Here is a 13,487-nt window from a genome sequence, read left to right as displayed (position 1 = left end):
CGCGTAGCCTTTTTAGATGGAAAAAGGATAAAGTCGTAGATGTATCATTACTTCACACGATGGTTCCGAAAATATTCGGACCAATCGCCAGCGATCACAACAGTAACTGTATCAATTTTGGTATTGTACTCATTCTTAGCTGTGAAGGTAAATTTCACTGGACCATCGGGAAGTTTCACAAATGCTGGATCATATAATTCGCCTGTCCACAAGGTTTTGTCACTGTTCGTTGGATTTAGTTGCGTAGAATAACCTCCCGTCATCGTTACCTCAACAGTATCAGGTAGACCGGTTGCTATCCCTTGCAATATAAATCGCTCACCTGCCCAAAACACATTGTAGCCTCTTGGACTCTCCTCATTACCGCTCTTGTTCAAATTGTAGCCTTTACGGTTGTTATTCCATTCCTCTGTGTGCTGGACCCCACCTTTAATACTCAGTAGATTAACCATGAAATATTTACGCGCTGAGATATTACTCCAGTTATAACCATCAAAAGCTTCCACTTCCACGGCATATTTTTCGTTCTCAACCAATATTCCAGTTGGCACTTGCCACTGTTTGGCACTTGAATTTTGTTCGCCAGATTGAACCTTAACCATCCCTGTCGCCAAGTTGATAATTTGTACCTTATACCGCTGTTGTTCATCTCCATCCTCATCTTGATAATCCCACTTGATGATTGGTGTAAGCGTACTTGCGATCATAGGCTTACTTGAGTCAGTACTTGTTGGGTACGTTATCGTTACGGTCGGTTTACGGTTGGCTACGGTGATACTCAGAGATAGCTCTCGATACAGTCCTAGAGAATCCGTAACGGTTTGTTTCAAGGTAAAGACGCCATTTGAGGTGAATTTCTTCGTAAATTCAGCTTGAGTACTAGCCAATCCTTCCGTCCCGTTAGATGATTTCAAATCATACTTATGGCTGATCGTATCTCCTTTTGGAAGGTCTGGATCCGTCGCTTTGCTCTTGATATTTAGAAGATCCGTGCGATAAATCGGCTCTTTGGCAGCATCTCTGCCTGTATCCGTGATAAGTGTGAATCCGGGCTGCGGCGGATTGTCGATGATAAACGTTTTTTCGTTAGATATTTCTGACCAGCTTAATTTGGAATAAGCCCGCCCATATACGGTGAAGTATTCAAATCGATTAAATGTATGGTTAGGGAGTTGATACTGCCGCAGCTGACCTGTGGTGTCAAGGTTTTCAACTGTCTTAACTAAGAGTCCGTCTTTTGAAAAAAATTCTAAACGGTACTTCTCCTGCGGATCACTCTCTGGGTCTGTATAATTCCATTTAATTAATGGATCTCCTTGTATTTCGGCATCTATAACGGATGGATTGGTTACGGTTCCCGCCGGGGTTATCAACGTCATTGAGGGCGCTAGATTTTTAGTAACACTCACCTTCAACGTAGCTATATTAGACTTATCACCGATCTGATCGATAACCCAGTGTTCCAATGTATAGATACCGGACTCAGGAAAATTAACATCAATACTAGGAGTTCGAAACCATTGCGTAAGGCCATCACTATCTGTTACTTTCCAGAAGTATTGCAGACTAGCGACGTCGGAGGGATCTCCATCCTCATCAAAAGATGTATATTGTCGGGTATCATATTGGAATACTGCCGATGGACCATTAATAGCAGCTGTTGGAACATGATTTTTAACAGTAAATACGCGTGTTGCATTGGAACTTAAAGCTCCAATACTTGAGGGATTAGGTACGTCTGTTGCCTTAAGGCGCATTTCCCATCCTTCTGATATAGCCTGCTGCGGTGAAATTCCGTTTCCAGCAATAAGATCTCGTATCGTCAAAGATTGGTTGCGGTTACTGCCAGCATAATAATAAGGACTATTGCTGAGTTTGGCGTACCATAAATAAGCAAGCGAATCTCCATCTTCATCAGGCTCTGGTGTTAGATTATCCATTGTAATTACAGTGTCTCGATATACTTCAGCTGGCATGTTAAATGCTGCTGCGGGTGGGTGATTAATCACTTGGACATTTTGGCGATACCAATCTGACCATAAACCTCGGTTGTCATGCACTTGTAAACTAATTTGATAATTACCGATCCCAAAAGCTGCGATATTAGGTGGCGTTGTAGCTCCACCCCAATGCTCCCAAACTTTGTTCCAACCGTCTTTGATAACCGTCCAGTAATACACATCTAATGGATCATTATCCGGATCAAACGATTTGTCTGTTATGGTAGTAGCTTTACGATAGGAAACAATATTAGGATCAACACTAAATAACGCTACGGGAGGTAGATTACCTGCAGCCCCCACCGTCCTTACACACCAGTCGCTCCAGACCCCCAACCCATTTTCGCCATCGACATCACGTACTCTAAGGCGTATGTCATATTGTCCAGAACTCGGTAATTGAGCTGGCGGTTGACCATCTGTCCATATTTCAGAATCAGTTTTTTTATACTGCCATTGCCAAGCTATAAGTCCCTTATTAACAGCCGTGATGTGGTCCAAATCGTAGGAACTATCTGTTAGCAGAAGAGATCCCCACGCCAGTTTGGCAGCAAACAATGCAATTGGCTTTCGATGAACATGATAGGTCATTGAAGATAAATTATCTCGGCTCCATAAACGATAGACATCGAATCTGTCATCGTTTTTAGGATTATCTCGTGCTTGAAAGGTTGCGTTATAGAGTCCGCTATATGGAAAGGAGGTATACCTTTCTGAACGCCATAACCCACTATCCGAAATGATACCCATCGAATTATCGAAGAAATACGGGTTATGGTCGTATCTATAGCGTTCTTGATATTTAGAATCTCCTTCATAGTCCTTGTATGTGGTTGATAAGTCTATAGGAGTGTTAATCAATATAAAGGATTTATTCCTAAGCCTATAGGATACATTAACGACCAACGATTTCTCATCCTTATAATTATAGGGATCCACAACCTTGATAATGATATTGTGTCGTCCGGGAGGAATTCCGTCTGCCAAAACATCTATTGGGATGGAAAACCATTTATTATTTAGTGCCTGTTGGACATTGACTTGTTTATAGAACACATTAGGAATTTCAGCACTAACGACTAGATCATTATTGTCCACATCTCGAACATATCCTTCGATATTCATACCACTGAATCCTGGCTCATTCAGTAGCTGCTGCTCGCTTGGTGTAGTCACTGTGAGCGTAGGTGCTGAATTTATTACTAGAGGTATGTTATCCCAATCATAATATACGTTGTTATGCCAACCATTCATCCATTCGTTAGGTTGGTGTTGCGCATCACTTGCTCTTAGTGCGACTTTAAGGGCTTTTGGAATGCCATACTTCGCTGGATAAGCATAACTTTCATAAAAAGCGGTTGTATTTCTGTCAAGGTTAAACTGAAGACTATCCGAACTTTTCACAGGTGGCATTTCTTCAATTCTCCATGAGGCATCAGTAGCATAATCAGTATTACCACTTCCATCTGTCCTGTACATATAACTGTAAATATTAAGAAATCTAGTACGCTGCGTATCATAGTACCAATTAATATCCCCTGATGTTAAAACTACAGGCGCATCAGGTACATAATCGTAGCGCAGTATTCTTGTTGTTAGATCAAAAGTAATATTGGTTAGGGTCATAGCAGGCATATTCAAACTTAAAGATCCTATATTCCCCATAGCTGGCTCCCAAGGAGTTGTTTTATTAAATCCTTCAAGACGGATATCCATAAAATTGATGATATTTGGGTCACCTGTCGCCTCTACCTTTGCACTCCCCGAATAAAATTCAGGGAATGAAAGAAGTAGTAATACAAGGGCCATAAACGTTGAAATTGTTTTTTTTAATTTCTGCATCTCTAATCCTCTCTACCATGACCAATCGACATCAGGTGCCTGATTTTTAACCGTGAAGATCCGTTCGATCACATTTTGTGTAGCTTCTGAATCTATGGATTGCCGATCAGTCTGCGTCACAAACTCCTCGATGGTCGGCTGGCCAAACTCTTCAAATACAGTTAGTCTTACTTCGTATTTTCCGACTTCCTTTACCTTGAGATTCAAACGATCTAAATTCTGATTATTAAAAATAACCCATGGATCACCCAAAAAATTTCCGTTGTTATCAGAATCGTAGCGGTATTCCCAAAGCCTTCGAGCCACCATATCTTGGTCTGGTGAGTACGACATATCATCTATTGATAGGGTCGCTTGATTACCATCTGAAGGATTGCGATACACTGTTCCAGCCATCGTAAAGTATGCAAAAGGTTTCTGGTCTGGAGCTATGTCAAAAGTTGTTTCGTTTCTCGCAGTTAGCCCTAATGTATTCTCCACATAAATGGTTGCTTTATATTTCCCTGGCTTCTTGAATAGCACATCTTTGCTATATACTCCGTTCAGCGATCCGCTATATTTAATATCAGAATTCGTTCCACCTGATACGGCTGTGATGGTGATTTTAGTCTTAGCATCTACTAATGGATAGTGGGTCGGGCTACTAACGTAACTTTGTATGATAACCTTTCGATTTTGCTTTAATGTACCATCTACCCTGATAGATGCATCTGGTTTTGGCTCGATGACATTAATCTCAGTGCTAGTACTTCCAGTCATTTTGTCATCGTCCATTACAGTCAAAGCAAGTGTTTGTTCCCCCAAATGGTCTTTATCATACCAAACCGTTCCCCTTGGCAAAGTGCTCATTTCTCCCTTAGCATTAGGGGTATCCCAAAAGTAATCCGTAATATAACCATCGGGGTCATACGACCCTGCTGCACTGGCTACAAACTCTTGTCCTGCTTTTACAGTTTTCGGTGCATTTATAAGAGCTACTGGAGGTTTTAACTCTCTCGGTAGTTCTGGCGGTGATGTAGGACCTGGAAACCCTCCTCCCGGAGGACCTGAGGTTGTATACACTCCTGCTTTGACTGTAAAAGATTCTTTTAACGAATCGAACTTACTTCTTTTGGTCACGACTTCATTCTTAAATCTCACTACTATACTTAGTTCGTACTCTTGACTGTAGTTACTTTTACCTGCCACTTTCTCCTTCGGAATTTCAAACTTGAAAGTTTCGTTTGCCGTTAGAGTTTTGGTATACACCGTTTTTGTCTGGAGTGAACTGTCATTGCCTTTCTCTTTGGCATAAAAAATCCATTCTGAAATATTCGAAATATCTTTATAGGATAGCAGTTCACCCTTCAAAGCGATTTTAACTGGCACATTCTTATTATCAAACTTAATTGGGTTTGGATTAGGTTGTTCTAGAATTGCAGAACCTGTGAGTGTAGCTTCATCTGGGAGACCATATTCAAAGCTGACTGTTCCCCCGTAGCTGTAGGTGGTGACTTTAGCGTCTGCAGTGTAATAATAGGATGCGAATGCTTTATACTTTCGTCCTTCCGCTTTACCAGATAATCCGTCATTACTTTCTTTATCCCAAGGAACACCGTCAGGGATCATATAATTCAATATAATTCTCCCATTTTTAAATTTAGGATCGTCTGCATATGATGATTTTTTAAAAGGAATAACTTTTATAGTAGATTGAATGATATCTTGATCATTAATAACATCATTTACCGATCCGTTATACCATTTTAGATATTCTTTATCTTGATAAGGTCCTGCCGTTACCTTTGTTCTAGGTGGATTTTTTGAGGGATACCCATCAGTGGCAATTTTATCATCTGTCACCATCCGATCATTTCTTTCATCGTATTGATTTATTTGCCATCTTCTTCCGTCTGAATACAACCAAATCGAGTTGTATATGTCTGTTCTATACATTGCTTTCCAAGAAGCTTTATATCCTACTACATTACTAATATATTTTTGATTAGGCACTCCTTTAAGTGCAACTTTGATTTTCCCATTTTCCAACGAGATGCTTATTTTTCCATTAGATCCAGTATATTTTAAAGTGCCTGTTTTGATAGAAGAGCCAGTTATACCATTAGGTAGCTCCAAATAAAAATCTTTAGCTGAATTGTTAGATCCAAGCAAACCAGTCGTAATAGGAACAGAAATTGAAGTTAATTTTGTTTCAGCAGCTTGCACAGATGTGGAGAATGCAAAAGGAACAAGTAACAAAAAGCACATACATATTAAAATATCTTTTTTCATATTGATTGTCCTTTTAATAGTTGACTATTAATTTTTCATCAAATCCACCAGCATGATACATACGAATTGCAAAATAGTCAAAATCTTTTTCATATAAAAATGCTTGATAAGTGGATAGTTGTTCCCCTGGCTTGAGCGTGTAGTAATAGAATGCACTTTTATTGTTGATTTTCTCTTCATTTACCTTCGGCCAAATCGGGTCTAATTCCCCCCCATCTTTTAGTGATAAAACCCATTTATCTTTTTGATCATACAATGCTCTTTTCACAATACTTTTGCTGTTGTTTTTAATTATTATCTTAGTCCAAACCAAGTATTTAGGATTGCTAACCATTACTCCAAATGAGTCATATTTAAATTGTTTCACTAAATTTTGTGCATCTTTTGACTTGAAATCATAAATCATAAACTTCTCCAGCGTATAACTAAGCCCACCCGCCGTAACCGTAACCGGCAACTCTAAATCCTTTTTCAAACCATATTTACTTAAGTTATCCCTCATAATGGGTGCTGGTGTAGCAGCAGGTTTTGCTGTAACTGATGGTGTAGCTGCGGCTATTGGTGTAACCGCTGCTGCGTTAGTAATCACGTTTTGCCCCGATACCATGCTAAGTAACATTGTTGTAGTCAAAGCTGCTCTTAAAATGTTCTTCTTCATCACTGAATCTCTCCCTTTTCTTTAATTGGCTTTTCTTACTTATTGAACTTATACTCCTGAACTGCTGGCACCCTGATGGGCTGTTGTGTTTTGGATCTGAAGATCAGAACCGGGTGTTCCGTCTCTATGACGGCAATAACCGAAGGACCTGCGATGTATTTGGTTATGCCATATTCGCTATCCTCGTATAAAAGTGGAAAATTCACGCCATCGGAATCGTCAATAATATCGAACTTCACAATCTTTACTTGTGTCTTAAAACGACTGCCCCCTTGGGGGGAAAGGCCGCTATCAAGGCCTAGATTGTTCTGTAGGGTTTGCTGAAAAGTATCGTACGCATCTTCGGGATCTATAATCAGACGACCACGAGTCAATTCGGTCTCATCTAATTCCTGTGCGGCATCGTGAACAGCGATATTATTTGCGTCTTTTAACATGCTGCGCAGCTGGTCCCACTCCTGATTCTGGATCTGAAAGAACCAGGAGTAGATAAAGATCAGTAGGACAAATGCCAGCTTAATAATGTAATCCATAAATTACGCTCATCCCTTAGTCAATCGAGATACTCACTCATAATTGATCCATGCCCATAATATCGAGTCGGCTGCGAAACCGTAGAAAAATTATAAGGAAACAGATTTATCCGCGGCGCGGTTACATACACATCAATTCGTTGCTTTCGCTCTTGAACGGTGTCTGTACTGCTAGTAATTTCTATCGAAGCTTCAGAAAATCCAATCGCTTTCAGATTTGAAATTACTTCATTCCGCATAGAAGCTGTAACCATCCCCTCTGTTGCTGCTTTTTGTGTGATATAGGACGTATTAGCTTTGACCTGTAAATCTAGCAGATAATCTATGTAGGTAAAGATAGGCTGCAGGATAATAAACAGGACTAGCCACATGAACAATGCCCGGAGGACGGTCTCCTTCATTAGACACGCCTCCTTCTAATACTGTTCCACTTGCTTAGTATGTGAGATGATATCGTCCTGACTGCTGCCGATCATATGCGTAGCTACCGTGACAAACATCCCCGCAATTACAAAGCCAATGGCCAAAAACATAGCGACGGAAATAGAGTCTTTTTTCATCTGACTTATACCAAAACGTGAGTCATGGACATAGTTAGTGCAGTCTGGCTGGAATCCAGCGGTTGAGTTAGAGATACCCCCGGGATCGTCGGTCTATTATCATCGGCAGCATTAATCACGTCACGCACCAGAGGAATCAAAATGGCAATTACGATGGCCACACACAAAAAACCGATAGCGATAAACAAACCTGTAGAAATAGCGTCTTTTTTCATTGTTAATTTCTCCCTTTTTATTTTAGGTTTTAAAAATAAGGTTGAATATACAATTTTTCACTGGAACATGCCGACTCCATTAAAATTTCCTTTGATTAGCAAAATGTACTGCATCGCCATGGCAACGATCATCAAAAAAGTAGCAATCGATGGAATAACATTAATAATCGTCGATAGATCACCGATGAAAGACCATTTTTTCAAATACTGATCGCTGGAGATTTTGGAGATAATCTTGCCTTGTTCACGCAAATAGTTTGCAGCTTCCGTGTCATCATCCATGCCTTCTGTCGCCAGTAAAATGGACCGGATGTCATTAATAAAGTGATGGTTATCCGGAAATTTGGCACAAAACCATTCAATCGCCCCCTCCACACCCTCATCTACTGCCCGTTCTGACAGCTCATACAAATCCTGACGTATATATTGAAAATGTCCCGCTGTACTCCCACAAAAAGCACCAAACTGCACATATCCGCGCTTACGTAGGCGATTATTCTCATAGAGACGAATGAAGGAGATCAACTCGCCATCTTTTTGAATATTCGTCTTTTGGTGAAGCCACGCCAACACCCAACCAAGCGGAAGATAACGCATCGGACTGCTGATTACGAGAATAAGTAGAGCAATTAGAGGGTCATAGAATGAAAAAGGAACAGATCGGATGAAATCGCTGACGACTTGGCTAAATAAATAGATGATTGCCGCTGAATAACGAAATAGCGTAACTTTTCGAGCCGAAATTGATAAATTGCATTCATTCAACAATTGCTGAAATCTATCACTCTGCACGTGTTCACCCAGCGAATTCCACCGGATGCCCAGTCGGACAAGATATCGTTCCTGCTTACTGCTGCTGCTCACAAACACAAGTAATGCGACATACACGATTCCGATCACTGTAATTAGTAGCAATAATCTATCCATAGTTCATCACCTTAGTGGTAGTCCAGTTTGGGCCTGGCAAGAATAGTACTGATCACAAAAGAGATAAAAAGACCGGAGACGATCACCATCAAAAAGGAAAGGCCTACCGTAGTTTCGAACTGCAGTTGAAAATAGACATCGGGCTTCAGCATATACATAAAGGTTCCAACCGTAGATACCAGCACCAGAAGATTCCCATATAAGCCAAGGCTGATCGCATCTCTGCTTCCTGCTTTTACAGTTAAAATCGTCTCTCTCTGCTGCTCCATAGAACGATTCAACAGCATTAGCGAGCTTTTTAAATAACGGGTTCCCTCCTTCTCGGCATAGAGCAGATCTGATATAAACTCTAAAGCGAAGGTGGTGCCAATCGCGCTGGAGAATCTCCCTGCCTCCTCAACAAGCTCCTTCTCATTACTGTAATTAGAAAATGCGGCACCTAGCAGCTTCAGAGGGCTTTTTAGTACATTTTTATCTGTAAGAAAATCCGCTGTCCGATCAAGGATCGAATCTACCGACAAATGTGTGAATTTAGTGGATATTTTGACTACATCGAGGAGATCGTAGCTTCCATGTACCTTCCGCTGTGCATAGATGTATCTCATACGAAAATAAGGAATCGTCGCAGATATTACAGCTATAAAAAGCGGAAATCTCCACGCCCCCTGAATCGGCTGTCCTTCATTAAAAGTAATCCCCTCCAAAAAAGGATTGTTAAAACTCAACCTTCCAGGGAGCTCACTAAGTGTCAGTAGTCCTGATAAGAAAACCGCAATAAACAAAATGGCTGTACGCATAACAAAACGCATAACGCTAATACCCGGTTCATACTTCCGGTGTACGAAATACAGAAGCTTGTCCAGATGGCGGTAGAGCCACAGCCTTTTTTTAACCGAGCTAACTCTTTTGCCAAAAATACTCATCTTATGTTTAATTCGAAAATCGAATTTCTGGACTACCTGCCGTAAATGCCTTTCGATGAGCAGTTTGGTGAGTAACCACAGTCCCCACACAATCCATAAATGAAGGACAAAACGAAAAATATAAAATAGTAAATCCATAGCTGTACCTCCTTCACTCATTAAGTACTATCTTAGATTTCAAGCTTTCTTTAAGCGGCTGATCCATCGGCTTTGTTGATGCAAGTCGCCCCAGCTCTTTCTGGACAATCTGTGTAGCCTCCGCATTTTTCTTAGTCATTTTCAGCATCAGATTTTTCGTCAGCTTGTCATTATAAGACCAACACATTTCCTCCGGCTCCCAGCGCATAAGATCATTAGCAAACACTGAATTTCTATCCTCTTCGTAAAAGATTTCTGATATTCGCGCCAGCCGCTTCTTCCCGTTCGGGACACTCTCCAAAATAAACACCAGCTCGCATGATTTCAGCGCAGAAATCAAATGCCCCTTTAGACTCCCGCCAATTCTTGTCGACACAGCAAACGCACCTTGATAAGGAATGTCCTCCGAATCCACGGTGTGGAAGGTTCCGGTGATCCCGTCGTATCCTTTTTCCCCACTCCACAAATAAAATTCCCACTCGTTATAACGCATCTCCGTCATATACAAAATATTTGGGTCATGCCGCAGCGACTCTACTCCCACCTCCATCAGTTCCTCATTCGCAGCTTGAATTGGAATAATCCGATGCCCTTTAATTTGATACGGTAAAATGGATTCCGGATGTTTCTCTATCATCACTACTCCCATGCAGGAGGAAGAGCCAAGCAGTTGCTCACCAACGATCGTATTGGCAAAGGTTGTTTTTCCTGACCCTACAGCACCCGCAATAATGGTATTGCGAAACGTGGACGATAACGCCCGAATGAACTCAACCGCCTCGGCAGGAATACATTCCGTACCCGCTTGATCCTCCAAATCCAGAAATTCCACAACCTGTCGCCGCAGTGATATCGTAGTAAAACCCTCCCAGACCCTAGGTGATACCCAAATCGCAAGCCGAATAAATCTACCTGGCCAAAGCGGATCATCCATTTTGAACTCCACCGAAGGATTATCCTTGTTCAGCTTTTTATTGGGATCACTTTTTAGCAAGGAACGCTTCAGCTGCTCCACCCGATCCAGTGAAGGCATCTCATACGGGTAAGCTATAAACTCACCTTTATGGTTATAAAAAATTTGCTTCCCAATCATTTGTAATCCGGTTGACTCGCTGTATGCACGATCAGTAAACCAACGATACGCTGGTCCAAAACCCTTCCACTCGTGATACAGGGCCTCTGCCGCCGTTCGGTACGCTTCTGGAACCTTTCCAGTAAAAGGTGTTTTTCGTAAGTACTTCTCAATCTCATTCATAAAAAAGCTAACTGCCTGCGGATCGCCAATTAATGCCTTTGCATTTAGCTCGAAGTAAGCGTCATCCTCACGTTCTAGCCCTTCGTTCATCTCGGTTTTCATTTTTTGTAAAAAAGCATAAAAATCTTCCTTGCCCGGTTTGCTAGTGCGCAACACGCTTTGTTTTAGAGAAAAGAGTGGACGACTCGCGAGAGTTTCAATCATAGAAATATCCCTTTCTTTTTGGCCTCTGGCGCTAATCCCATCGACACCAATAGAGAATGTACCTTATCATCCACATGCTGTAGCTCTTTTTTGCCTAGAGGCAAGCTTTCCTGCAAGGGCTGGTAATACGGTAGCTCCAGCAAGATTTCAGTGCCAAATCTAAGGGCCATATTTTTGGACGAAGATATTTCCTCCACATTACTGCGGTTAATGATCAGCTGGAAATCATGCGGACGCAGATCTATATGCCCCGCAAGCTCGAATAGAGGTTCTAATCTATGTTCATGTTTAGGATGAGTGACAATCATGCGTAACGACGACTTTTGCATACCGACATACCACGCAGCACTCTCGGGAATTGAACCGAAATCAGCAATAACCACATCCGCATTTGCTCCAGCTCTAGCCAAGAAATATTCGATCTCTTCCTCCAGATAATCCTGGACACTCAAGTAGTCGTAATTCCCCGGTAGATACAAATAGCCATCCTGCCTAATCAATTGCTCGAAATCTTCATCATGAATCATCTTCCCTGTAAGCTTGGGGCGCAATTTGTCTAGACTTATCGTCGCTTTGCGGTCATACCCGGGGTCATATAAATCCAAACCAAGTACAAGAACACGTAGACCTGCCGCAGCAATTCGTCTTGCGAACAGCTTCGCCACACTCGTGCAGCCAATGCCTGGACCTGAGCCAAAAAAGCCAACCAAATTGCTCCGTTCCTCGCCATCCTCTTCCAGGATAAAACGAATCTTCTCTATCACTGCTGACGAGGTAGAACGAGGAGGAATAAAATATAGACCTAAGCTTTCACATAACATATGCACAGCTTGATAGCCGCGAATTCCCTTTTGCAGATATAAATACAGGATCATAGAGCTTGGATATTTGTATCGCAGCTCGCTAAGCGCTTGAACAGATACCTGGTCACTAGTAACCATTAACATATGACCTTCGGTATGCGCCGGATCGGGATACACGTTTTGTGTAACTACATTAAATCCCGCGTTTTTGATATCATTAATCGTTAACTGATCTATGCCCAGACTAAATATTTTCAAGGCAATCTCCCCCTACTCTACCCGTACGATCCACAGTTTTTTGCCCTGCTCCAAAAATTGCCCTAGCCGTTGACCCTCACTTTTCTTCAGCTTCAATTCTGGTGTCGCCACCTTGCCAGTAGAAGTGAATCGGTTATTGTTGTTGCCTTTCTCAGAATCCTGCACATCATTATTGTCTTCTGTTCGCACATAGTTCACGGTAACTCCAGATAAAAAGATCTCTTTAGCAGGATCGCTAAGCAAGCTTTGTTTTTTCACCTGTTCCTCGTTTTCTTTTTTAACTGTATTTGAACCAAGCGCCTCTCGCTGCTTCTCTCGCTCACCTTCTACAAGATAAATGTCTACCTTATCCCGGCTTCGCAACGAACCATTGATGGCATAAATAGCCTCCTTCGGAATAGGAAATATACCTTCATCCTGCAAAGGCTCTAAATCACTAACATCCACCAGTGATGCTGTCAAAATACTACCGTTAGTCAGATTCACATTCGTAATTTTGTACTCCACTTGTGCGATTTCCGTAATTACACCAGAAGGTATATCCTTGGTCTGAACAGAATCCAGATACAAATCACTTGCTTTCAGCTCATAATTTTTAGGTAGAGATTCCCCAGCTCCCACCTTAACTTTGACCACGGTTTGGGAAAGCACGTAGGGCTTGAAATAGAGATCATAACCTAGCAAACCCCCGAATCCAGTAATCAAAATGAGACTTGCGAAAAAATAATTACGTTTTAACAAACGTCCCCGCTGTAACGCCAAACCTTCCACCTCCTTAACTACATGATTTTTGAGAACGACAAAAAGCACCTTGGCATAAATAGCCAAGCTGCTGGTAAAATGCTTTTTTACCTGATAGAGATTTAGTGAACTATTAAATTAAAGGGTTCCGGTGAAAGC

Annotated in this window: 12 protein-coding genes; all 12 read right to left on the bottom strand. The window is 41.6% G+C overall.

Annotation, left to right across the window (positions count from 1 at the left end):
* Positions 1-47: 47 nt before the first annotated feature.
* Positions 48-3,842: a hypothetical protein gene (locus MHH46_RS06050; protein WP_076128177.1), complete on the bottom strand. Its 3,795-nt coding sequence runs from the start codon at positions 3,840-3,842 to the stop codon at positions 48-50.
* 12 nt (positions 3,843-3,854) lie between these two features.
* The gene (locus tag MHH46_RS06045; protein WP_076194737.1) at positions 3,855-6,113 is read right to left on the bottom strand and encodes a PKD domain-containing protein; all 2,259 of its coding nucleotides are present in this window, start codon (positions 6,111-6,113) and stop codon (positions 3,855-3,857) included.
* Between the two features lie 13 nt (positions 6,114-6,126).
* A complete protein-coding gene (locus tag MHH46_RS06040; RefSeq protein ID WP_076194735.1) occupies positions 6,127-6,771 on the bottom strand; it encodes a hypothetical protein in 645 nt (214 codons plus the stop codon).
* A 35-nt stretch (positions 6,772-6,806) separates the two neighbouring features.
* Entirely contained in the window at positions 6,807-7,304 is a 498-nt protein-coding gene (locus MHH46_RS06035) for a hypothetical protein (RefSeq protein WP_076128182.1), read from the bottom strand.
* A 20-nt stretch (positions 7,305-7,324) separates the two neighbouring features.
* Positions 7,325-7,705, bottom strand: coding sequence for a hypothetical protein (locus MHH46_RS06030; RefSeq protein ID WP_036681716.1), 381 nt, complete (start codon positions 7,703-7,705; stop codon positions 7,325-7,327).
* A gap of 15 nt (positions 7,706-7,720) precedes the next feature.
* Positions 7,721-7,864: a hypothetical protein gene (locus MHH46_RS06025; RefSeq protein WP_162636675.1), complete on the bottom strand. Its 144-nt coding sequence runs from the start codon at positions 7,862-7,864 to the stop codon at positions 7,721-7,723.
* Positions 7,865-7,869: 5 nt separating this feature from the next.
* Positions 7,870-8,079, bottom strand: coding sequence for a hypothetical protein (locus MHH46_RS06020; protein WP_076128184.1), 210 nt, complete (start codon positions 8,077-8,079; stop codon positions 7,870-7,872).
* A 57-nt stretch (positions 8,080-8,136) separates the two neighbouring features.
* Complete coding sequence (locus MHH46_RS06015; protein WP_076194733.1) at positions 8,137-9,006, bottom strand: hypothetical protein; 870 nt, start codon at positions 9,004-9,006, stop codon at positions 8,137-8,139.
* 11 nt (positions 9,007-9,017) lie between these two features.
* Positions 9,018-10,067 carry a hypothetical protein gene (locus MHH46_RS06010; RefSeq protein WP_076128188.1) on the bottom strand — a complete coding sequence of 350 codons (1,050 nt, stop codon included), beginning with the start codon at positions 10,065-10,067 and terminating at the stop codon, positions 9,018-9,020.
* Positions 10,068-10,080: 13 nt separating this feature from the next.
* A complete protein-coding gene (locus tag MHH46_RS06005) occupies positions 10,081-11,424 on the bottom strand; it encodes an ATPase, T2SS/T4P/T4SS family (protein ID WP_405132577.1) in 1,344 nt (447 codons plus the stop codon).
* Between the two features lie 98 nt (positions 11,425-11,522).
* Positions 11,523-12,587 (bottom strand): hypothetical protein, encoded by a 1,065-nt coding sequence (locus tag MHH46_RS06000; protein WP_076128191.1) that lies wholly within the window; start codon positions 12,585-12,587, stop codon positions 11,523-11,525.
* Positions 12,588-12,599: 12 nt separating this feature from the next.
* Positions 12,600-13,349, bottom strand: coding sequence for an SAF domain-containing protein (locus MHH46_RS05995; RefSeq protein WP_076128193.1), 750 nt, complete (start codon positions 13,347-13,349; stop codon positions 12,600-12,602).
* Positions 13,350-13,487 lie beyond the last annotated feature (138 nt).

The organism is Paenibacillus sp. FSL H8-0175, from assembly GCF_045040615.1.
In the GTDB taxonomy this organism is placed as follows: domain Bacteria; phylum Bacillota; class Bacilli; order Paenibacillales; family Paenibacillaceae; genus Paenibacillus_AQ; species Paenibacillus_AQ odorifer.
The sequence above is the reverse complement of the archived record's forward strand: the minus strand, read 5'-3'. Positions and strand labels throughout refer to the sequence as shown.